The following is a 22,718-nucleotide window of genomic DNA, read 5'->3' as shown; positions in this document are numbered from 1 at the left end:
TCGCCGGCCGGATTTTCGCGGTGCGATATGCACGATGACGGCGTCAGTCGGCACAAATAAATCCGGACCCGTTTGATTTTCTGATTACAGGCATGGATTTTCAACGCCCCGCAAAGCACGTTCGCATCACGCGCACATGAAATCGTCGCGTTGAAATGAGCTTGAAACGCCGGTTCAAAGGTGTCGGACTTCTGGGAAAGCGTGCCGCCGGTTTGCGCGGCACACGGCCCGGCATGCTGCCACGGTTCGCAGGCGCCTGGCGAGGCAACGAGGTCGACACGACGTGCCGAGCAGGTCCGCCGAATCCGGACGACTTTCGGGATGATGGAAATTCGTGGTTCGAAAGTCCGGCAAGGAACGCCGATGCGCCGGCCCGGCCGGCGTCAATCCACCGGACACGTGGCGAGCCGCCCCATCGCCTCGCCTGCGCCGCGCACCGCGCAGGTGGCCGGCTCGTCGGCGATCCGCGCGGTCAGCCCGGTCTCGTCGCGCAGCAGGCGTTCGAGGCCCGCGAGCAGCGCGCCGCCGCCGGTGAGCACCACGCCGCGATGCGCGATGTCGGTCAGGAGTTCGGCCGGCGCATTTTCCAGCACCGACTTCACCGCGCCGATCACCTGCTTGAGCGGTGCGGCCAGCGCATCCGCCACGTCGTGGTTGGACAACTCGATCGAGCGCGGCAGGCCGTCCGCGACCCCGCGCCCGATCGCGCGCGTCGACGTGCGCGGCACCGCGCTGGTGGCCGAGCCGATCGAATTCTTCACGCGCTCGGCGGACTGCTCGCCGAGCAGCACGCCGTACAGGTTGCGCACGTGGTTGACGATCGCCGCGTCGAACTGGTTGCCGCCCACGCGGATCGCCTCGCGGTAGACGATGCCGCCGAGCGCGATGACAGCGACTTCGGTCGTCCCGCCACCAATATCGATCACCATCGAGCCGACCGGCTCGGTCACCGGCAGGCCCGCGCCGAGCCCGGCGGCGAGCGCTTCCTCGATCAGTTCGACGTCCGATACACCGGCCGCGAACGCGGCCTCGCGGATCGCGCGGCGCTCGACCGCCGTCGCATCCGACGGCACGCACAGCGTGACCTCGACGCGGCGGCTGAAACGCGAACGCGTGCGCGACATGTCGATGAAGCGGCGGATCATCTGCTCGGCGGCGTGCGCATCGGCGATCACGCCATGCCGCATGGGCCGCACGGCCTCCAGATGCTCCGGCTCGCGGCCGAGCAGCGCCTTCGCGAGCTCGCCGACCGCTTCGAGCGTCGGTCGCGCGTCGGTCGCGCCGCCCTTGCGAAAGCAGACGACCGACGGCTGGTTCAGCACCACCCCGCGCTCGTGCGTGTAAATCCGCGTACTCGCCGTTCCAGGGTCGATCGCAACGGGTTGCGCAAACAACTTTCCGAACAGCGGTGTCGACATATCGAGCCTTTTTTTGAACAAACCGGCCGCAACGGCCAGGCCGCGTCCCCGCGGCGCGCTTTTACCGCCCCATCAGGGACTTAGCGGCAAATCGTTCCGGTACTTTAGACAATTCCGATGATTTTTTCGCGACGAGATTGCCGAATGTGCGTTTCGGCAGGCCCGCGGCTACGCATCGGCCTCTCGCGTCGCGCTTGTAAAACACGGTAATCTCTCGGTCTTGCCTGCTCCCGGCAGGCGTCCGACGCCCGATCACGCCAGGTATTCCTCCATGACAGCGACCGCTTTTCCCCGCTGGCTCGGGGTGCGCCAACTCGGCGCAACGCTCGTTGCGCTCTGGTGCTGCACCGTTGCCGCGCAGCCCTTGCCGGCCGCCGACACCCCCGCCGGCCCCGTGACGGCAGCCACTGCCGCCGCACCGGCCGCCCCCCCGACCGCCAAACCCGCGCCGACCTGCAACGCAGACGGCGGGCCGGCCGGCCGGCCGGCGATCGGCCTGGTGCTGTCCGGCGGCGGCGCCCGCGGATACGCGCACCTGGGCGTGCTGAAGGTGCTCGAGGAAAACCGCATCCCGATCGACTGCATCGCCGGCACCAGCATGGGCGCCGTGGTCGGCGGCCTGTATGCGAGCGGGATGGCCGCCGACGAGATGCAGAAGCAGCTGTCGGAGGTGAACCTGGCCGACATCGCGTTCGACGTGACCGACCGCGCGGACCTGCCGCAAAGCAGCCGCGAGGACGAGCGACTGTACATCAACAGCCTGACGCTCGGCTTCGGCAAGAAAGGCGTGAAGGCGCCGGTCGGCCTCGTGCAGGGCAACCGGCTGCAGGCGCTGCTCGCGAACTGGACCGCCGCCGTGCCGACCAACCAGCCGTTCGACCAGTTGCCGATCCCGTATCGCGCGGTCGCGACCGACCTGCAGACGGGCCAGATGGTCGTGCTGGACCACGGCTCGCTGCCGCTCGCGATCCGCGCGAGCATGGCGATGCCCGGCCTGTTCGCGCCGGCCGAGATCAACGGCCGCGCGCTCGTCGACGGCGGGCTCGTCAGCAACCTGCCGGTCGACACCGCGCGCCAGATGGGGGCGAAGGTCGTGATCGCCGTCGACATCGGCTCGCCGCTGCGCCCGCTCGACGCGCTCGCATCGCCGGCCGACGTGATGCAGCAGATGGTCGGCATCCTGATTCGCCAGAACGTGACGTCGCAGCGCAAGCAGCTCGCCGCGCAGGACGTGTTGCTCACGCCCGACCTCGGCGCGCTCGCGTTCACCGATTTCCAGAACGCGAAGCAGGCGATCGCCGCCGGCGCGGCCGCCGCGACCGCGGCGCTGCCGCGACTCAGGCACTTCGCTCTCACGCCGGAACAGTACGCGGCCTACCGGTCCGCGCATGCGCAGCCGCTGCCGCCGCCGATCCGCATCACGCGGATCGAGATCAAGACGACCGGCGGCGTGCCGAAGCGTGTCGTCAGCGACGCGCTGCATGTGAAACCGGGCGACACCTACGACCCCGCGACCGTCAGCCAGGACCTGCTCGGGCTGACGACCGGCGGCAATTTCGAGAGCGTGACGCAGCAGATCGTGAGCCACGGCGACGAGAACGTGCTCGAGATCGATGCGCGGGAGAAATACTGGGGGCCGAATTTCCTGCTGTTCGGCGTCGGGATGTCGAGCAGCTCGACCGACGAGGGCGGCTTCCGCCTGCACGTCGGCTATCGACGGCCGTGGCTCACCGAATCGGGCCTCGAGTTCCGCGCGGACACGACGATCGGCAGCGATCTGCAGTCGGCGCGCGTCGAATTGCGCCAGCCGCTGCCGGCCGCATACGGTTTGTACATTTCACCCTACGCGGAATATCAGCGCCGCTACGTGAACCTGTACGACAACAGCGGCGAGGTGAAGCTGAATCAATACTTGATGCAGACGGCGCGCACCGGGCTCGACTTCGGCCTGCCGATCGCACGGCTCGGCGACTTCCGGATGGGTATCGGCTACGCGACCGGGCACGGCTCGCCGAACTACAACCTGCCATTCCCGTTCGACGACGGCAGCTCGACGCTGATCTGGCCGAGCTTCACGTCACAGGCGCTGACTGCGCGTGCGCGGCTCGTCATCGATCAGCTCGACGACCCGATGTTCCCGCGGCGCGGCTACTACGGCGAATTCCGTGTCGAACGGTCGCTGTGGTCGCACAACACCCAGTCCGCCGAGGACCTCGCCGATGCGTCCAACACGCCCTATACCGAGCTCTACGGCAAGGCGATGATCGCGCAGCAGTTCGGTCGGCACAGCGTCAGCGCAACGATCGAGGGCGGCAAGAGCATCGGCGGCACCAACCTGATCAACGCGTTCAACTTCACGCTCGGCGGGTTCCAGCATCTGGCCGCGTATGCGGCCGACCAGCTGACCGGCAACGAACTCGCGTACGGCAACGTGACCTACATGAACCAGCTGATGACGTTCAACGCGTCCCCGATCAAGGCGCTGTCGGTCGGCGCCAGCGCGGAACTCGGCAACGTGTGGTCGAGCGGCGTGAAGGTCGGCGGCGGCACGCTCAAGCAGAGCTACACGTTCTTCACGAGCCTGTCGACCGCATTCGGTCCGCTGTACATGGGTGTCGCGCTCGCGCCGGGCGGGCGGCGCAACATCTACCTGCAGCTCGGCCGCACGTACTGACGGCGCTCAGATCGGCCAGCTGATCTCGAAGCGCGCGCCGCCTAGCTCGACCGGATCGACGACCGCGATCCGGCCGTTGTGCGCGTGGAGCACCTGCCGCGTGATCGCGAGGCCGAGCCCGTAGCCGCCCGTGCGGCGGTCGAGGCGCACGAACGCATCGAAGATACGCTCGCGCTCGCTCTCCGGCACGCCCGGGCCGTCGTCCTCGACGAAGATCGCGATGTTGCCGTGCTCGATCGCGATCCCGACGACGATCCGCGACGCCGCATATTTGCTCGCGTTGCGCAGCAGGTTGCGCATCGCATACGACATCAGCCGCCGGTCCATCTTCACGCGCAGGTCCGACGCGATCGCGATGCGCGACTCGATCGCGCGCTCCGGATACAGCAGCTGCGCGTCGCTGATCTGGTGCTCGAACCACGCGACGGGCGCGGTCAGTTCGAGGTTCGACTGCAGCGAGCTGTATTCGAGCCGCGCATACGTAAGGCTCATGTCGATCAGTTCCTCGAGCTCGGTCACGTCCTGCGCGATGCTCTCCAGCGCACCGTGGTATTCGGCGGCGGAGCCTGGTTCGCGCAGCATCTCGAGCGCGAAACGCACGCGCGCGAGCGGCGTGCGCAGCTCGTGTGAAATTCCGTTCGTCAGGTCGCGCTGCGCCGCGATCAGCCGCTCCATGCGCATCGCGAGCGCGTTCAGCGTGCGCGCGAGCGGCCCGATGATCACGCTGTGCGACTCCCGCGCGCGCGTGTTGAAGCGCCCGCCGGTGAAATCGATCGCGCGCTCGCGCACCATCACGAGATCCGACCAGACCGGCCGCATCCATCGATACGCGGCGAGCGCGGGCGCGGCGAACACGAACGCGAGCACGATCCAGATATCGCCCGGCAGCGCGTCGAACGCGTGCCACACGACTTCCGGCGACAGCACCACGCACAAAGCGAGCGCCGGCACGAGCGCGGTCAGCAGCACGAGGCCGAGCAGATGCAGGTAAGTCCGCACGTACAGGCGCGACCAGCTCGGAATGCGGTCGGCGCGCGTGTCGGTCCACGCGCGGCGGAAATGCAGCCAGCGCCATTTGACATAGCGCGGCGCCGAAAGCGGCGCTGCATCGGGATGCGAAGGGGTGCGTCGGATCATCGCGGTTTCCGGCTATCGTGCGATGCGCGGATGCGGCGGCCGACGGCGTCGTGCCGGGGCGGCGTCATTCCCACGCATGCTTGCTGAACTGGTAACCCTTGCTGCGGATCGTCTTGATCCGCTGCGGGTTGCCCGCATCGTCGTGCAGCTTGCGGCGCAGCTTCGAGATGCGCCCGTCGATCGTGCGGTCGAGACCGTCGAACTCGACGCCGCGCAGCTGCAGCATCAGGTCGTCGCGGCTGACGACTTCTCCCGCGTGGCACACCAGCACCCACAGGAGGTCGAACTCGGCCGACGTGAGGTCGGGCGAGCCGCCGCCCGGCAACACGACCGAACGGTCGGTGCGGTCGATCGAGAACTGGCCGAACGTGTAGCGCTCCGGCTGCGGCGCGGCGCCTTCGGCCGCGCGTGCGGGGACGCGGCGCAGCTGGGCCTTGATCCGCGCGAGCAGGATGCGCGGCTCGACCGGCTTGTGCACGTAGTCGTCGGCGCCGAATTCGAGACCGAGCAGTTCGTCGAACGGCTCGTCGCGCGCCGTCACCATGATGATCACGCCGTCATACTGCTTGCGCGCCTCGCGGCAGATCTCGAAGCCGTCCTTGCCCGGCAGGTTCACGTCGAGAATGACGAGATCCGGGCGCGTGGACAGGATCGCCGGCACGGCGGCGTCACCGTGCAGCACAGTGTCGACTTCATAGTCGTTCTTGCGCAGGTAGCCGGCGATCAGCGTGGACAGGCGGGTGTCGTCTTCGACGAGCAGGATGCGAAAAGACATGGGCAACGGTCGGATCATACGGGGAGACCGGGGCGGCGGCGGGCTTGCACCTACTGCCGGCCATCGGCCGAAACGTACCGCATGATACTGCGCCCGCCGATTGCCCGTTTGAAGATATGGAGAATAAGGGCTCGATGGCCGTCATGCTTGACGAATCGGCGCCGAAACGGTTCCATACGGGCTCTTTGGAAACCGGGCCGCGCACTCGCCCTGCCTCACACACGATGAACTACCAGCCGATCCTCGAACGCATCCATACCGAACTCGCCCCCTGGATCGGCCAGGGACGCGTCGCCGACTACATTCCCGAGCTCGCGAAAGTGCCCGCCGACAAGTTCGGGATGGCCGTCGTGACGCTGGACGGAAACGTTTACACGGTCGGCGACGCGCACGAGCGCTTTTCGATCCAGAGCATCTCGAAGCTGTTCGCGTGCACGCTTGCATTCCAGCTGCTGGGCGATGCGCTGTGGGAACGGGTCGGCCGCGAGCCGTCCGGCACCGCGTTCAATTCGCTCGTTCAGCTCGAAAGCGAGCGCGGCAAGCCGCGCAACCCGTTCATCAACGCCGGCGCGCTGGTCGTCACCGACGTGCTGTGCCGCCGCTTCGTCAAGGCCGAGACGGCGCTCGTCGAATTCGTGCGGCGGCTGATCGGTGTTGGCGACGTCGACTACGATTCGCGCGTCGCGCTGTCGGAACTGGAACATGCGGAACGCAACCGCGCGATGGCGCATTTCATGGCGAGCTTCGGGAACATGCAGATGCCGCCCGACACGGTGGTCGACGCGTATTGTCGCCAGTGTGCGATCACGATGAACTGCGTGGAGCTCGCGCAAGCGGCGCTGTTTCTCGCGAACGGCGGCATTGCGCCCGTCACCGGCGAGCGGGTTGTCGATGCGAGTTCGGCAAAGCGGTTGTCGGCACTGATGTTGACCTGTGGCACCTATGATGCGGCGGGCGACTTCGTTTATCGCGTCGGCTTGCCTGCCAAGAGCGGTGTCGGCGGCGGGATCGTCGCGGTGCTGCCGGGCGACATGGCCGTGTGCGTGTGGGCGCCGGGGCTCGATGCGAACGGGAACTCGTTGGCGGGGACGCTGGCGTTGGAGTGGTTGACGACTTATACGGGGAGGTCGATTTTTTGAGGGCGCGAAGTTGGGCGCGCCTCATTTGGCGCAAGTTGCCGACTCGGCGCCGGCGATACCTCCGCGAGATGTGACGTGCTGGCGACCGGCATCCGGCCGGAACGAGTCATGGCACTCACCGAATGCGTCCACGATGAAGCCGTGACGCCACACCTCAGCGGGACTTGCTCGCGTCGGTGCCGAGGAAGGGAAACGCGGGTGCGCGTCGAAAGTCCTTGGAGACTTCGCCGCCGAATGAGTTGCGCTGATCCTTGCCGAGGTCGAGACGTTTGACAGGTGCGCCAGCGGAGAAGTCGACCTTGTTGAGATCGACCCAGAAAGTACTCGGAGTGACGGCCGATTCGAAGAAGTAAAGCATGCGCTTGTGATCGGCAACGGTGCGCCAGCGTGTGGACGATATATTCGGCTCGCCCGGGGTGGTGATCCCGAACGGCACCGATACGTTACGGATCACGCTGAAAACGCTGGCAAGTGCAATGGCGGGGTCTTCACTCTTGGGGATAGCGTTGACGTAGAACGAGGCGCGAGCGAACCGGTCAGCAGAGCGATTGGTGCCAGGCAGCCAGACGGTGCCGCCTATCTGCTTCCAATATTCGTTCAGTGCAAGCTGCTCGTTGAAGGTCGGCGAGTTGGTCATGACCTGATATTGCCGACCATGATGGATGATCTGCTTGCCGCCGATGTACTCGACGATGGCGCTGTCGCCAGTCGCGTCTGACATGGCGAGGTGCAGTGTGGTGAGGCGCTGTTCTCCGGGGACGTTGTCAGTGACGATTGTGAACGGCTCTTTTTCAAGCGCAGCGACGGCTTCCGCGACGGTCGCAAAATTGTCCAGCACGTACTGCGCCCATGCGGCGATGGTGAGTCCCGGTTTCGAGTTTTTGTCGAAGGGGGGATATTGCGACTCGACGAGCCAGAGCAGTTCGGCGGCTAGCCCCTTTTCGTTCATGCCGTCGGTGGTGGAGACGTCATAACCGGTCGCCACGACGCTACCGTATTTGGCGGTCCATTTGAGAGAGTTCGGACCGGATTCACCGGTGCGGGCGATGCCACGCGGAAGGATGTAAAGATTGGTGGCGACGTCGAGTTTCCAGTCCATCGATCGGGCCGTGATAACGTCCTCGTTGTTGCCGAGATAGACGACGCGCGTGCAGGCTAGCGATCCTGCCGGATCGACGAGGAGCGTCGCTGCTGCGGCGAGGCAGGTCAGAACGACGCAAATAGGGCGGCGCATGGCAATTCCTCACGCTGTGTTGGTGATTGCATATTGCTCGACGCCGACGCTCGCTGCGAAGGCGACTCGCGTCCGCCTGCTGCGCATTGATTACCCGGGAATATCGCGTCGACAACGTCCGAGGAAAAGGAAGTATTGGATTTCCGTAATGCAGTTGTCAACGGGGCCGTTGCAGTCACGTGTGAGATCGGCGTGCACGCCGGGTTGTACCTTCTCTCCTTGCGGTGCAATTTCGTTACTCTTTCAGCGGAGTGCGATCGGCTCCTCAACGCCGACAAACGGCCATTCTGGATAGCGCAGTGAATGTCGCTTCCCGGCCGAAATCAGTCGTCAACGGCCTCTCCACGCGCCCGACGAGATTGCATCTCCGGTCATATCGACAGAGTTCCGATCCACTTGCACTGAAATGGTTGACGACGTATAACGAGCGATCGATTTTCTGAGACACCGAAATGACTCATGGGAGAGCATCGGTCATGCAACCGGAACACGCTTCAGATTTCGCAACGACTCGCCACGCAAACGCGGAAGGCCGCACGCAGACAGCGATTCCCGCGATTGTGCCGGCAAAAACCGCACTGATCGTCATGCACTACCAGACCGACATCCTCGGTCTCTTTCCATCGGTCGCGCCGACCCTGCTCGCCAACACGCGCAAGTTGTGCGATGCAGCCCGGGCGGGCGGGGTCCACGTCTGTTTCGCGAATCTCCACTTCAGCCCCGGCTATCCGGAGGTCAGTCCGCGCAACAAGAACGGCCAAGGAATCAAGCAACTCGGCCTGTTCATCGACGACGGCCTGTGCCCGGAACTCGGGCGGCTCGACAGCGAGCCGCTGACCATCGCACATCGCGCGAGCGTCTTCTTTCGCACCGACTTGCAGGCACGGCTCGTCGCGCAAGGTATCGACACGCTGATCCTCGTCGGGATCGCGTCCACAGGCGTCGTGCTGTCGTCGGTTGCACACGCAAGCGACGCGGATTTCCGGCTGTATACGGTGAAGGACTGCTGCTACGACCCGGATGAGATCGTGCACGAGCATCTGTTCGCGACGGCGTTCGAGACCCGCACGACGGTGCTGTCTCTCGCGGACGCACTCCGACTGCTCGCATAGACGCGCACCGTCCGCACCACGCCGGCCGGAACGGATCCGACCGGCGCCCTCCCAACGCAACTTCGCGCGTTACTTCGCGATATACACGCCCGACGTCGGGCACGTGCCCTGCGTATTCCCGTCCGTCACGAGCGACGCCGCGCTCGGAAACTGGGTAGTCGCATTCGTCTTGACCGCGATCCACGCTTCCGTGAAATAGCTGACGCCGTTCGTCTTCGTGCACTTCAGCGACACCGCGCTGCGCGTATTGCTGCCGAACGCGCCTTCGAACGCGGACAACAGCTGGTTGCGCGTCACGGTCTTACCCGCGTTCGCCTGCAGGAACGCGTTGAACGAGGTGTTGCCGAGCCGGCTGATCATGCCGGCCGCCTCATTCCAGTACGCGTCCGGCGACGCCGAATTCGAGCAGGTGCCATGCTTGAACCATTCGTGCTTGTCGAGGCACGACGCCACGCCCGGCATGTAGGTCGACAGCGTGTTGCGGGTCGCGGTGCTGATCGGATACGCATCCATGCTGCACCACTGGTGCGCGTTGTCGAGATCGATGTCGCTCTGTGGCACGCCGCAGTAGAACGGCTGGTTGCCGTCATACCTGTTCGGCCACAGGCCATGCAGCGACAGGCTCGTTGCCGCATACGCGCCGGCGAGGTTCGTACACTCCGGCGTGTCGTGCGACGCGCAAAATCCGGGTTCCCACGAAGCCGCGAGCAACAGGTAGTCGTAGCTGGTTTGCGCGACGGCGTGCAGCGAGGCAGATGCGACGGCGAGTGCGGCCGCGGCGCGGGCTAGCGTCTTGAGCATGGCGTTTCCTCGGAAAAGGCTCGCGGTCGCGGGATGCGCCGCAAGATTGTCGAATGTCTGCCCGCGATTGTTGCTCGCGCAACGTGGCATCAATATGAAGGTGGACGAAGGAATTCGTAGTGCAACGCTGAACCAGCTACTTCCAGCACCGGCACCGACGCTCGCCTTCCTCCGCCTGAGACGCCGGCCTGCCGCGTCGCCATTTTCATCCTGCAACGGGGCACCCACACGATGACGGCCGAACAAACCCTGCCGCGTCGAGATCGGAAACGGCGAAGCCTCGCGCTCATGGAGTTCATCATTGTTCGCCAAGCACGTTATGAGGCAGGCCGCGCCGCCGGATCGCCCGGCGCCACGCGACTATTTCATTGACGCGGCTTCCGATCCACCCGGCGACAGCGCCGCGCTGTCCTGCTCGCGCCACGCGCGGCGCGACGCCATGATCGCCTTCACGGCCGAGCGCGCGACCTTCCACCACGCGAACGGCCGCGGATCGGCGAGCATGCTGAGCGCGCGCGCATAGTCGAGCGTGAGGCCGGGCGTCCAGGCCATCGTCACCGCACGCTTGCGGATCTGCGCGGCGACCCACAGCTCGGGCGTGAGCAGCAGCCGGAGGAATGCGCCCCACCCGGCCCGCGTGCCCCTGAGCCGCCACGCCGCGCCGTCGAGCGCCGCTTCGAGCGCGTTCGACACCGTGCTCGAGCAGTTGCGGTGCGTGAGGTTGTACGTGACGGTCTGCCGATACGACGACCAGAACGCAGCCAGCTTCGCCGGATCGTAGTTGCGGATGCGCACGCGCACGGTCGACGGACACCACGCCTTCGACTCGGTCGCATAGTCGGGCTGGAACAGGCCCGGTACGTCGTTCTCGCGCGTCGCACGCAGGATCCGCGTGAATTCATCCGGAGAACGATCGATCTCGACGGCCGGATAGAGGCTGATGTAGATGCCCTCGGGCGACTCCAGCGCCGCGTGGCCGGTGGAGATCACGCCGTTGACGTCCACCGCTGCGATGTAGCGGTCGATCACCGGATAGCGCTGCGCTTCGGCCTTCGACGTGCCGGTCGGCGTCCACACGTGCACGGTCAGCGCGTGCTCGTGGTCGGCCGGCGGGCCGTCCCATTCGGATTGCGTGAAGCGCGGGATGTCGGGCGCCGCGTCGATGTCCGGCACGATCGACGGCGCCGGCGACGTGACGAACGCGGGGTTGCGCGTCAGCCGCCGCACGCGCGCGGCGAGGCTCAGCATGTGCATCCCGCCGAACAGCAGCAGCAGGCCGAGGCAGTACGGCACGGTGCCCACATAGTGGGTCGGATACGGCTGATAGAAGAAGACCGCGAGCAGGATCTCGACGACACCCCACGCGAATGCGACGTTCCAGCGCCGGTAACGCACCATCCATGCGGACGTGCACTGCAGCAGCCCGTCGACGAGGAACAGCGTGCCGAAGATCATCGACAGCAGGAAGTGGCCGTGATGATGGCCCGCGAACACGAGCCCGGCGGCCACGACGACCGCGACGCCCTTCACGTAGCGCAGGATGCGCTGCCCGCCCACGCCGCTGCCGGCCACCGCGAGCGTCGCGAGCCCCTCGATCAGGAACAGCCACGCGAACAGTTCGATCGGAAAATGCAGCGCACCATCGAGCGCGTCGATGAAGATGCCGACGCCCGCGACGACCCACAGCCAGCCCAGCACGGTGAGCCCGCGCCAGCGCGTTCGCAGATATTCGATGCCCAGCAGCAGCAAGACCAGTCGTACCATGGCGCCCTCGTATGTTTTTTCGGGATACGCGCTGGCCACGCGTCTCCCGTCGTGCCGACTGCGCATCGTGCCACGCGGAAGTCGGAAGGCGGTAACGCTGTCCGGCACATCACGCTTCTACATGATCGATGGCGGCCGGAGCACTCCGCTTTTGCCGAATAATAAGATATGGACGGGCCGGTTGAAAGCCTGGCGAAAACGAATCCGGCGAGTCCTGACGCCCGACGTCAAGCTCGTCGTGATCCAGACATCCCCGGAATAACGGCCGATTCATCCATTTCGCAACGCGGCGCCAGCGTGGCCCGCATCCCGAACGGAACACGAACATGCCAGCCTCACCACTTCACACTCCGCCGCTCGGCCCGCAACTCAAGCGCTGGCGCACGCTGCATCGCGTGAAGCAGAGCCATGCGGCCGAGTTGTTCGGCGTCGCGCAATCGACGATCTCGCGTTGGGAAGCCGGCATCCGGCAGATGTCGCCCGACGAGCGCGCGATGGCCGAGCGGCTGCTTGCCGCGCGTCTCGATTCGGCGGGCGACCACGCGCTCGCCCGGCTGATCGCGAACAGCACGGCCCGCATGCATCTCGTGTGCGACCTCACGCATCGTCTGCTCGCCTGCTCGCCGTCGCGCGCGGCCGAGTTTACGCGGCCGCTGCCGATGCTGCTCGGTACGTCGCTGTGGCGCTACGCGACGCCGGAAATCGTCCGCATGGAAGCCGCGCTCGACCCGCTCGGCTGGCACGATCGCGCGGGGCCGCCGAGCGTCGAGTTCGCGACGGGCGCCAATGCGTCGCGCATCGTGCCGATCCGCGGCAGCACCTGCCGATGGACGCGGATGACGCTGTCGGACGGCTCCGCCGCGCGGCTCGTCGAAACGCTGTAGCAAGCGCGGCGCGCATATTTCATGCGTGGACGTATCGCGTCCGCGCGACGTACCCTTGACGGCTCGATTCAAGCACTTCCTTGCCATGAACCTCGACACGATCCACGCGCGACTCGATTTCCTGCGCGAAGCCGAACGCCTGAAAGACGTGCTGCGCAGCGGCCATACGTCGACCGGGCGCGCCGAAAGCACGGCCGAACACAGCTGGCGGCTGTGCCTGATGGCGCTCGTGTTCGCCGACGCAATGCCCGACGTCGACACGACGAAGCTGCTGAAGCTGTGCGTCGTTCACGATCTCGGCGAAGCGCTGCACGGCGACATCCCCGCGATCGAGCAGGCCGCGCATCCGGACAAGAGCACGCACGAACGCGACGACCTGCTGACGCTGACGGCCGGTCTCGATCGCGCGCTGCGCGACGAGATCGTCGCGCTGTGGGACGAATACGAGGCGGCGGCATCACCGGAAGCGCGCGCCGCGAAGGCGCTCGACAAGCTCGAAACGATCCTCCAGCACAACCAGGGTAGCAATCCGCCGGATTTCGACTACGCGTTCAATCTCGGCTACGGCCGGCGCTACACCGACGCGGCGCCGCTGTTCGGCGCGATCCGCGCAATCGTCGACGCGGACACGCAGCGCCGGATCGATGCCCGCGGCGACGGCGCGTAAGCACGCGGAACCGGCCGCGCGCGACACTGCGCGCATCATTCGCACACCGCCGCCCTGCGCCTTGCCGGCGCGAACACCACCGCGCTCGCGGTCGCGAGCACGGCGACGCCGGCCGCGCCGTACACCATCACCCAGCCGAACCCGTGCACGAGCGCCGCGTGCAGCGCCGTCCCGGTCGGGTCGGCCTTTGCGAGCGCCGGCGCGATCGCCTGCAGCCCGTCGGTGCGGCCCGACGCGATCTGCTGCGCCAGCATGCGCAGCGTCCCCGCATCGACCGCCCCCGCGACGCCCGCTTTCAGGCTCGCGACGATCCCCGCGACCAGCACGAAGCCCATCGCCGCGATGTTCAGCGCGAGCGAGATCATCCGCGCGCTCATGTCGATGCCCGACGCCATCCCGGCGCGCGAACTTGGCACCGCGCCCGTCGTCGTGTTCGTGACGGGCGTGTTGGTGAGCCCGAGCCCGATGCCGGCGATCAGGCAGCCCGGCAGCATCGTGAGCCAGCTGGCATGCTCGATGCCGCTGCCGATCCGCATCAGCGCGAACCCGGCCGCGATCGTGAACAGGCCGCCCGGAATCACGACACCGGGCCCGTAGCGCAGCGCGAGCCGCTCGCCAACAGGCGGCGCGACGAGCGTCGGCAGCGTGTACGCGAGCAGCGCGAGGCCGGCCGTCACGCTGTCGTAGCCGAGCGCGACCTGGAACCAGATCGGCAGGTAGATCATGAACGGCCAGAAGCTGAAGTTCATCCCCATCGAGCCGAAGATCGCGCCGGTGAACGCGCGAATCCGGAACACGGAGAAGTCGAACATCGGCCGCGCGCTCGTGCGCTCCGCGATGGAGAAGCCGGCCAGCGCGAGCACGGTCGCGCCGAGCACGCCGAGCCCGGCCGCACTCGTGAGCCCCAGCTCCGCGCTCTGCGTGATATAGAACGCGAGACCGAGCACGGCGAGCGACAGCGTGACGATGCCCGCGACGTCGAGCGTGCCCGCATGCGGATCGCGCGACTCCTGAACCGCGCCGCCGATCAGCACGAGCGCGATGGCCGCGAGCGGCGCATGCACGAGGAACACCCACGGCCAGCTCGCCAGCGCGACGATCGCGCCGCCGACGATCGGCCCGAAGCCGAGACCGATCCCGAACACGATCCCCCAGATTCCGAACGCGCGACCGCGCTCGCGCCCTTCGCGGAACTGGTGCGACAGCACCGCGATCTGGCAGATCAGCATCGCGCCGCCGCTCGCGCCCTGCAGCAACCGGCCCGCGACGAGCACCGGCACGTTCGGCGCGAGCCCGCACAGCAACGACGTCGCGCCGAACAGCACCGTGCCGATCACGTACACGCGCTTGCGGCCGAACCGGTCGGCGAGCGTGCCGGCCGCCATCAGCACCGTCGTGCACGCGATCGTGTACGCGTTCATGATCCATTGCATGCCGTTGAAGTCGCCGCGCAGCACGTGTTCGAGCGTCGGCAGGATCACCGGCACGCTCGAGATTTCGAGGCCGAACATCAGCGACGTGAGACAGACGGCCGCGAGCGCGACCGCATTCCTGCGGGAGTCGGATAGCGTCATGCGTATTGCGCGACGGCCCGCGACGGGCCGCGCGCCTCCAGATAAGAAGGATGCGCCGCGTGCGGCCGGCAACGCACGCTGAACGGGAATCGGTACTATAGTGAGAATTTCCATCCCCATTGACGCGACCATTTCTCCAGACTGGGGAATCACAGGACGCAATCAACCGATCCCGCCATGACCGACAGACTCGACGGCGTCACGACCTTCGTCCAGGTCGTGGAATCCGGCAGCTTCGCGCTCGCCGCGGAACGGCTCGACATGACGCGCTCGGCGGTCGGCAAGGCGATCGCGCGGCTCGAGAAGCGGCTCGGCGCGCGGCTGCTGCAGCGCACGACCCGCAGCCAGAGCCTGACCGACGACGGCCAGGCGTACTACGACCGCTGCGTGCGCGCGCTGGCGGAGCTGGAAGCGGCCGAAGCCGATCTCGATTGCGGCCGCAACGAAGCGCGCGGCAAGCTGCGGCTGAGCGTGCCGCTCGCATTCGGGCATCACTGCGTGACGCCGATCGTGCTCGACCTCGCGCGCACCTATCCGCATCTGCGGATCGACGTGTCGATCACGGACCGTTTCGTCGATCTGGTCGAGGAAGGGATCGACCTCGCGGTGCGGATCGGCACGCTCGCGGACAGCACGAGCCTCGCGGTGCGGCGGCTCGGCACGCAATACGGCAGTCTCGGCGCGGCGCCGTCGTATCTCGCGCGCTACGGGATACCGCAATCGCTCGACGACCTCAGGCACCACCGGACGATCGCGTATTCACGTTCGGGCGTCGTGCAGCCGTGGGACCTGCGCGCGCCGGACGGCTCGACGGTGCGCATCGACATGCCGCACCAGCTCAGTTTCGACGACGTGCAGGCGATCGCGGCGGCAGGCGCCTCGGGGTTCGGAATCGCGTGGCTGCCGAGCTGGCTGCTCGATCATTACGTGAAGCGCGGCGAGATGGTCGTCGTGCTCGATCGCTGCTTCGTGTGCGAAGGCGACATCCACGCGATCTGGCCGAAAACGCGCTACCTGCCGCGCAAGACGCGCTGCGTGATCGACGCGCTCGTGCAGGCGGTGCCGCCGATGATCGAGCGCTGAGCGCGGAAGGGAAGCGCGGGGAGAAAACAAGTTGAAGCCGACGCGCCGCACGGGCGCGTCGGCACATCGCGTCACCTCACGCCGCGCCGAGATCGGCGAGCGGATGCGCGAACAGTTTCCACGGCGAAGTCAGAAAATGCCGCACGCGCTCGGCGCGCAGCTCGACGAGCGACGCCGGCGCCCAGCGCGGCTTGCGATCCTTGTCGACGAGATGCGCACGCACGCCTTCGCAAAAGTCGCCCTCCTCGATCGCGCGCGCCACGATGCCGAGCTCCATCCGGAACGACTCGGCGAGCGTCATCTGACGGCCGCGCAGCAGCGCTTCGCGTGTCACGCACAACATCGTCGGCGAATGGCCGGTGAGTGCGTCGAGCGTCGCCTGCAGCCATTGACGGTGCTCGCGCGCCAGCTCGTCGCGCTCGAGATCCTGCTTCAGCGTCGCGACGATCCGCTCGACGGTCGAGCGCTTGTCGAAGTGACGAACGATCCACGCCATCTGGCTGTCGAGCGCCGAATGCGGCACGACGTTGCACGGCGGCTCGAACACCTTGCGCAGCGCCGGCAGCACGTCGCCATCCCACTTGACGCTCTCGATGCGCGTCTCGAACGTATCGAGCCACGACGACGGCACGCACAGGTCCGCGAGCTTCGCGGTCAGCGCATCGGCGCCCGACAGCATCGCGCCCGTCAGCCCCACGTACAGTTCGAGTTCGACCGGCATGCGCGACAGGAAATGCGTCGCGCCGACGTCGGGCACGAGGCCGATGCGCGTCTCCGGCATCGCGATCTTGCTGCGCTCGGTCGCGACGCGCAGCGCCGCGCCTTGCGCAAGGCCCATTCCGCCGCCCATCGTCACGCCGTCCATCAGCGCGACGATCGGCTTCGGGAACGTATGGATCGCGTAGTCGAGCCGGTATTCGTCGACGAAGAACGGCAGCCAGGTCTCGCGCTGCGCGACCATCCGGTGCAGCGCGCGCACGTCGCCGCCCGCGCAGAAGCCCTTCTCGCCCGCGCCGCGCAGCACGACCGCGACGATCTGGTCGTCGGTGCGGCATCGTTCGAGGTGCGCGGCCAGCTCGCCGATCATCGGATAGGACAACGCATTGAGCGCGGCCGGCCGGTTCAGCGTGATGAGCGCCACGCGGTTCACCACGCGGAACAGCACCTCCGGTGCGGGTTGCGCGAAACTGCCATGAGTCGTGACCGGCGTGCTCATCGTTGCGGCTCTCCATCGGTATGCCATTGCGGCGCGCGCTTGCCGAGAAACGCGGCCACGCCTTCGCGCGGATCGTTCGTGTCGAACAGGTCGACGAAGCGTTCGCGCTCGATCGCGAGCGCCGCGCTGCGCGGCACGCCGCGGCGCGCGAGGCCGATCAGTTCCTTGCTGTACGCAACCGCGTGCGGGCTCTGCCGCGCCACGTTGCGCGCGAGCGCCAGCGCCGCATCGCGCGCCGCACCGATTTCGACCACGTCCTCGACGAGGCCGATCCTGAGCGCCGTCGCCGCGTCGACGCGCGTGCCGGCCAGGATGATCTTCTTCGCCCAGCCTTCGCCGACGAGCCAGGGCAGCGTCTGCGTGCCGAGCCCGCACGGCAGCAGGCCGACCGACGGTTCGGGCAGCGCCATCTGCGCGTGCGTCTCCGCAATCCGCAGGTCGCACGCGAGCGCGCATTCGAGGCCGCCGCCCATCGCGTAGCCGTTGATCGCCGCGATCGTCACGACGCGCGCGTCATGCAGCGCCTCGAACGCCGCACCGAAGCGCGCCGCCATCGCGCGCGCGACCGCGCGGTCGCCGTCGGCGAACGTGTTCAGGTCGGCGCCCGCGCTGAAGAACTTCGGGCCGTCGCCGGTGATCACCAGCGCGCGCACGCGCGGGTTCGCGTTCAATTCGGCGACGGTGTCCTGCAGTTGCCGCAGCCCGTCGGCGGTAAAGGCGTTCGCGGGCGGACGCTTGAGCGTCGCGCACGCGATCGCGCCGTCGTCGACGTAGTCCAGTTCGATCATGAGGCGTCCTTCTTCGTGGCCGGTTGGTACAGGCGGATCACCGCCGAGAAATCGAGTTGCCCGTCGCCGCGGCTGCTCATCGTCTGGTAAAGCTGCTGCGCGAGCGCGCCGAGATAGACGGGCTGGCGCGCCTGCTTCGCGGCGTCGTTCGCGAGGCCGAGATCCTTCAGCATCAGGTCGGTGCCGAAGCCGCCGCTGTAGCCGCGCGACGACGGCGCGGTGTCGATCACGCCGGGATACGGGTTGTAGGTGTCCGAGCTCCAGCAGCGGCCCGTCGACGTGTTGACGATGCCGGCCAGCACCTTCGGGTCGATGCCGAGCGCGACGCCGAGCGACATCGCCTCCGACACCGCCGCCATCGAGATGCCGAGCACGAGGTTGTTGCAGACCTTCGCGACCTGCCCCATGCCCGTCGCGCCGCAATGGACGATGTTCTTGCCCATGCCGGCGAGCACGGGCTTCACGCGCTCGAAATCGGCGTCGCTTCCGCCGACCATGAAGGTCAGGGTGCCGGCCGCCGCGCCGCCGGTGCCGCCCGACACGGGCGCATCGACGAACGCGCCGCCGTGCTCGCGCACGAGCGCGCCGAACGCCTGCGCGCTCGCCGGGTCGATCGTGCTCGAATCGATCACGGTCGCGCCGGCGCCGAGGCCGGCCAGCACGCCGTTCTCGCCGGCGAGCACCGAGCGCACGTGCGGCGCGGCTGGCAGCATCGTGATCACGAACGCCGCGCCCGATGCCGCATCGCGCGGCGACGCGGCCACCTGCGCGCCGGCGTCCTGCAGCGCGCGCAATGCGTCGGCGCTCAGGTCGAACGCGTGCACTTCATGGCCGGCCTTCAGGAGGTTCAGCGCCATCGGCGCACCCATGTGGCCCAGTCCGATAAATCCGATCTTCATGTTCGTGTCCTCCCCGGCTCAATGCAGCCGGATCGTGGTGTTGACCGGGCCGGCCGTCGTGTCGTCGTCGAACCAGCGCGCGGTGACCGTCTTCGTCTGCGTATAGAACTGCACGACCTGCTTGCCGTACGGGCCGAGATCGCCGAGCTTCGAGCCGCGCGAGCCGGTGAAGCTGAAGAACGGCACGGGCACCGGAATCGGGATGTTGATGCCGACCTGGCCAACGTCGATCTCGCTCTGGAACTTGCGCGCGGCCGCGCCGCTCTGCGTGAAGATGCCCACGCCATTGCCCATCGGATTCGCGTTGACGAGCGCGATCGCTTCGTCGAGCGTGTCGACTTCCATCACGACCAGCACCGGCCCGAAGATTTCATGCGTATAGATCGTCATGTCGGTCTTCACGCCAGAGAAGATCGTCGGCCCGATGAAGTTGCCTTCCTCGAAGCCGGCGACCTTCACGTCGCGGCCGTCGAGTTCGAGCTTCGCGCCTTCCTTGATGCCCGTGTCGATCAGCGACAGGATGCGCGCCTTCGCGCCGCGCGACACCACCGGACCAACGTCGGTGCCCGCTTCCGAGCCCGCGTTGACCTTCAGCAGCTTCGCCTTCGCGACGATGTCCGGCAGCCAGTCGCGCGCGCTGCCGACGAGCACCGCGACGGAGGTCGCCATGCAGCGCTGGCCGGCCGCGCCGAAGCCGGCGCCGACCAGTGCGTTGATCGCCTGCTCGCGGTTCGCGTCGGGCAGCAGGATCGCGTGGTTCTTCGCGCCCATCATCGACTGCACGCGCTTGCCGTGCTGGCTGCCGAGGTTGTACACGTGCGTGCCGACGGCCGTCGAGCCGACGAACGAGATCGCCTTCACGAGCGGATGCGTACAGATCGCGTCGACCACTTCCTTGCCGCCGTGCACGACGTTCAGCACGCCCTTCGGCACACCGGCCTCGATCGCGAGTTCGACGAGCTCCATCGTCGACATCGGATCCTGCTCCGACGGCTTCAGCACGAACGTGTTGCCGCACACGATCGCCATCGGGAACATCCACATCGGAATCATTGCGGGGAAGTTGAACGGCGTGATGCCCGCGCACACGCCGAGCGGCTGGCGCAGCGTGTAGGTGTCGACACCGCCCGCGACGTTCTCCGCGAATTCGCCGAGCTGCAGCGTGCCGATCGAGCATGCGTGCTCGACCACTTCGAGACCGCGGAAGATGTCGCCTTCGGCGTCGGGCAGCGTCTTGCCCTGCTCGGCCGTCAGCGTCTTCGCGATGCGCTGGAGGTTCGCGCGCACGAGATCCTGGAACTTCAGCATGATGCGCATGCGCGCGGAAATCGGCGTGTTCTTCCACGTCGCATACGCGGCGTGCGCGGCCTGCACGGCCGCGTCGACTTCCTCGACGGTCGCGAACGGCACGCGTGCGAGGACCTGCTGCGTCGCCGGATTGACGATGTCGCGCCACTCGCTCGTGGTGGACTCGACGAAGGCGCCGTCGATCAGCAGCTTGACCGTCGGCACGTCTTGCCCCGTGCGGGGCGTCGGATTCGCGTTCATCGATGCACTCTCCTTGCAGTGGGCCGTGTAGCGTCATGCCACGCGCGGCCGGTTCAATCGGTGTTGCGGGCGACGGCCGCGACATGCGGCGCGCATGGCCCGCGACAGGTCATTTCAGTTCCGCGGCGAAATCTTCTTCCCAGTATTCGCCGGGCATCCGCGTCGTCGCATCGTCGCCGCGCGCGATCTCGCGGCGGCGCAGCTCGACGCGGCGGATCTTCCCGGAGATGGTCTTCGGCAGCTCCGCGAACTGCAGGCGGCGGATGCGCTTGTACGGCGCGAGCTTCTCGCGCGAGAAGCGGAAAATCTCCAGCGCGAGCGCGGGGCTTTCCTCGTAGCCCTGGCGCAGCGTGATGAAGGTCTTCGGCACCGACAGCCGCACCGGGTCCGGGCTCGGCACGACGGCCGCTTCCGCGATCGCCGGATGCTCGATCAGCACGCTTTCCAGCTCGAACGGACTCAGCCGGTAGTCGGACGACTTGAACACGTCGTCCGCGCGGCCGATGTAGACGTAGTAGCCGTCGTCGCCGCGCATCGCGATGTCCGACGTGCGGTAATGGCCGTCGCGCATCGCGTGGGCCGTCGCGTCGGGATTGTTCGCATAGCCCGTCATCAGCCCGACCGGACGCATCACGCCCGCACCGATCGGCAGCGCGACCTCGCCTTCGCTGACGGGCGCGCCGTCCGGGTCGAGCAGCGCGATCCGGTAGCCGGGCAGCGGGCGGCCCATCGAACCGGCGACGACCGGCTGGCCCGGCGTGTTGCCGATCAGGCAGGTCGTCTCGGTCTGGCCGTAGCCGTCGCGAATCGTGATGCCCCACGCCTTCTTCACGCGTTCGATGATCTCGGGATTCAGCGGCTCGCCCGCGCCGACGATCTCGCGCAGCTTCACGTCGAACGACGCGAGCGGCTGCTGCACGAGCATGCGCCACACGGTCGGCGGCGCGCATAGCGTGGTCACCTGGTATTTGACGAGCGCGTCGAGCACGACCTTCGGCTCGAAGCGCGCGTAGTTGAACGCGAACACGCACGCCTGCGCGTTCCACGGCGCGAAGAAGCAGCTCCACGCATGCTTCGCCCAGCCCGGCGAACTGATGTTCCAGTGAATGTCGCCCGGCTGCAGGCCGACCCAGTACATCGTCGACAGGTGCCCGACGGGATAGGTGCGGTGCGTATGCTCGACGAGCTTCGGCTTCGACGTCGTGCCCGACGTGAAGTACAGCAGCATCGGATCGTTCGCGTGCGTGACGGCGTCCGGCTCGAATGCGGCGCTCGCCGCGTAGCCGTCGTTCATCGCGAGCCAGCCCGCGCACGGCGCGCCGGCGACGATTTTCTGCGTGAGGCCGAGATCCGCCTGTTCGAATTTCGCGGTTTCGCTCTCGTCGACGATCGCGTATTTCGCGCCGCCGATCTGCACGCGATCGCGCACGTCGTCGGCCGACAGTTGCGTGGTCGCGGGCAGCACGATCGCGCCGAGCTTCATCGCGGCGAGCATCGCGTCCCACAGCTCGACACGGTTCGGCAGCATCAGCAGGATCCGGTCGCCGCGCACGACGCCGATGCCGCGCAGCCAGTTCGCGATCCGCGACGAGCGCTCGGACATCTGCGCGAACGAATACGGGTCGCCCGTGCCGGTTGCCGCGTCGACGATCCACAGCGCGGGCTTGTCGTTGCCGCGCGCCATCGGGTCGAAGTAGTCGAGCGCCCAGTTGAACGCATCGAGCACCGGCCATTCGAAATCGCGGTACGCGGTTTCGTAGTCGGTGCGATGGCGCAGCAGAAAGTCGCGTGCGTCCAGGAATGCCTGTACCGTCATCGTGTCGTCTCCGTCTCGAGTCTCCATGCCCAGCGGTCGACCGGGCACGCGCCGCGGCGCATGCACGGTTCCGTGTCGCGCGGCGCACGGTCACGTCGTTGCGTGCCGCGTTTGCCGCGCTGCCCTCGTGCCCTGCCTGTTTGCCTGCCTTATTGGTTTGTGTGATTGCCGATGGCGCGCGCGTCGCGA

The 22,718-nt window shown here is 67.1% G+C and carries 18 protein-coding genes; 6 read left to right on the top strand and 12 right to left on the bottom strand.

Annotated features, from left to right (window positions below):
* Positions 1–383: 383 nt before the first annotated feature.
* On the bottom strand, positions 384–1,418 hold the full coding sequence (mreB, locus tag ACV22W_RS09345) for a rod shape-determining protein MreB (RefSeq protein WP_448018896.1): 1,035 nt from the start codon (positions 1,416–1,418) through the stop codon (positions 384–386).
* Between the two features lie 271 nt (positions 1,419–1,689).
* Between mreB and ACV22W_RS09340 the strand changes: the two genes are divergently transcribed.
* A complete protein-coding gene (locus ACV22W_RS09340) occupies positions 1,690–4,092 on the top strand; it encodes a patatin-like phospholipase family protein (RefSeq protein ID WP_448018895.1) in 2,403 nt (800 codons plus the stop codon).
* Between the two features lie 6 nt (positions 4,093–4,098).
* On the opposite strand, the gene ACV22W_RS09335 is transcribed toward ACV22W_RS09340, so the two are convergent.
* Together ACV22W_RS09335 and ACV22W_RS09330 are read right to left on the bottom strand one after the other, a co-directional pair.
* Positions 4,099–5,229, bottom strand: a complete 1,131-nt coding sequence (locus tag ACV22W_RS09335; protein WP_059692101.1) for an ATP-binding protein — start codon at positions 5,227–5,229, stop codon at positions 4,099–4,101.
* Positions 5,230–5,293: 64 nt separating this feature from the next.
* The gene (locus tag ACV22W_RS09330) at positions 5,294–6,004 is read right to left on the bottom strand and encodes a response regulator (protein WP_448018894.1); all 711 of its coding nucleotides are present in this window, start codon (positions 6,002–6,004) and stop codon (positions 5,294–5,296) included.
* Between the two features lie 224 nt (positions 6,005–6,228).
* Here ACV22W_RS09330 and ACV22W_RS09325 point away from each other — a divergent pair, with 224 nt between their 5' ends.
* Entirely contained in the window at positions 6,229–7,143 is a 915-nt protein-coding gene (locus ACV22W_RS09325; protein WP_448018893.1) for a glutaminase, read from the top strand.
* 154 nt (positions 7,144–7,297) lie between these two features.
* On the opposite strand, the gene ACV22W_RS09320 is transcribed toward ACV22W_RS09325, so the two are convergent.
* The gene (locus ACV22W_RS09320; protein WP_448018892.1) at positions 7,298–8,377 is read right to left on the bottom strand and encodes a linear amide C-N hydrolase; all 1,080 of its coding nucleotides are present in this window, start codon (positions 8,375–8,377) and stop codon (positions 7,298–7,300) included.
* 476 nt (positions 8,378–8,853) lie between these two features.
* Here ACV22W_RS09320 and ACV22W_RS09315 point away from each other — a divergent pair, with 476 nt between their 5' ends.
* Positions 8,854–9,489, top strand: a complete 636-nt coding sequence (locus ACV22W_RS09315; RefSeq protein WP_448018891.1) for an isochorismatase family cysteine hydrolase — start codon at positions 8,854–8,856, stop codon at positions 9,487–9,489.
* 69 nt (positions 9,490–9,558) lie between these two features.
* Here the strand turns inward: ACV22W_RS09315 and ACV22W_RS09310 are convergent, their stop codons facing one another.
* Together ACV22W_RS09310 and ACV22W_RS09305 are read right to left on the bottom strand one after the other, a co-directional pair.
* Entirely contained in the window at positions 9,559–10,290 is a 732-nt protein-coding gene (locus tag ACV22W_RS09310) for a ribonuclease T2 (RefSeq protein WP_448018890.1), read from the bottom strand.
* A gap of 360 nt (positions 10,291–10,650) precedes the next feature.
* Positions 10,651–12,054: a DUF308 domain-containing protein gene (locus ACV22W_RS09305; protein ID WP_448018889.1), complete on the bottom strand. Its 1,404-nt coding sequence runs from the start codon at positions 12,052–12,054 to the stop codon at positions 10,651–10,653.
* Between the two features lie 326 nt (positions 12,055–12,380).
* Between ACV22W_RS09305 and ACV22W_RS09300 the strand changes: the two genes are divergently transcribed.
* Both ACV22W_RS09300 and ACV22W_RS09295 read left to right on the top strand, forming a co-directional pair.
* Positions 12,381–12,938, top strand: coding sequence for a helix-turn-helix domain-containing protein (locus tag ACV22W_RS09300; protein WP_448018888.1), 558 nt, complete (start codon positions 12,381–12,383; stop codon positions 12,936–12,938).
* An 85-nt stretch (positions 12,939–13,023) separates the two neighbouring features.
* The gene (locus ACV22W_RS09295) at positions 13,024–13,605 is read left to right on the top strand and encodes an HD domain-containing protein (protein WP_448018887.1); all 582 of its coding nucleotides are present in this window, start codon (positions 13,024–13,026) and stop codon (positions 13,603–13,605) included.
* A 35-nt stretch (positions 13,606–13,640) separates the two neighbouring features.
* Here ACV22W_RS09295 and ACV22W_RS09290 read toward each other — a convergent pair whose 3' ends face one another.
* On the bottom strand, positions 13,641–15,179 hold the full coding sequence (locus tag ACV22W_RS09290) for an MFS transporter (RefSeq protein ID WP_448018886.1): 1,539 nt from the start codon (positions 15,177–15,179) through the stop codon (positions 13,641–13,643).
* Between the two features lie 177 nt (positions 15,180–15,356).
* Here ACV22W_RS09290 and ACV22W_RS09285 point away from each other — a divergent pair, with 177 nt between their 5' ends.
* A complete protein-coding gene (locus ACV22W_RS09285) occupies positions 15,357–16,262 on the top strand; it encodes a LysR family transcriptional regulator (protein WP_322039389.1) in 906 nt (301 codons plus the stop codon).
* Between the two features lie 76 nt (positions 16,263–16,338).
* Here the strand turns inward: ACV22W_RS09285 and ACV22W_RS09280 are convergent, their stop codons facing one another.
* The 5 genes from ACV22W_RS09280 to ACV22W_RS09260 all read right to left on the bottom strand — a co-directional run bounded on the left by ACV22W_RS09280 (position 16,339) and on the right by ACV22W_RS09260 (position 22,529).
* Positions 16,339–17,478 (bottom strand): enoyl-CoA hydratase/isomerase family protein, encoded by a 1,140-nt coding sequence (locus ACV22W_RS09280; protein ID WP_448018885.1) that lies wholly within the window; start codon positions 17,476–17,478, stop codon positions 16,339–16,341.
* On the bottom strand, positions 17,475–18,266 hold the full coding sequence (locus tag ACV22W_RS09275) for an enoyl-CoA hydratase (RefSeq protein WP_448018884.1): 792 nt from the start codon (positions 18,264–18,266) through the stop codon (positions 17,475–17,477). Before ACV22W_RS09275 ends, ACV22W_RS09280 begins: the two co-directional genes overlap by 4 nt.
* Positions 18,263–19,165 carry a 3-hydroxyisobutyrate dehydrogenase gene (gene mmsB / locus ACV22W_RS09270; protein WP_059527008.1) on the bottom strand — a complete coding sequence of 301 codons (903 nt, stop codon included), beginning with the start codon at positions 19,163–19,165 and terminating at the stop codon, positions 18,263–18,265. The genes ACV22W_RS09275 and mmsB overlap by 4 nt, the downstream gene beginning before the upstream one ends.
* A gap of 18 nt (positions 19,166–19,183) precedes the next feature.
* Positions 19,184–20,713 carry a CoA-acylating methylmalonate-semialdehyde dehydrogenase gene (locus tag ACV22W_RS09265; RefSeq protein ID WP_448018883.1) on the bottom strand — a complete coding sequence of 510 codons (1,530 nt, stop codon included), beginning with the start codon at positions 20,711–20,713 and terminating at the stop codon, positions 19,184–19,186.
* Positions 20,714–20,822: 109 nt separating this feature from the next.
* Positions 20,823–22,529, bottom strand: a complete 1,707-nt coding sequence (locus tag ACV22W_RS09260) for an AMP-binding protein (protein WP_448018882.1) — start codon at positions 22,527–22,529, stop codon at positions 20,823–20,825.
* Between the last annotated feature and the right edge of the window lie 189 nt (positions 22,530–22,718).

It is taken from the genome of Burkholderia sp. AW49-1 (assembly GCF_053427845.1).
Note: the sequence above shows the minus strand (reverse complement) of the source record. Positions and strands in the feature narration are given on the sequence as shown.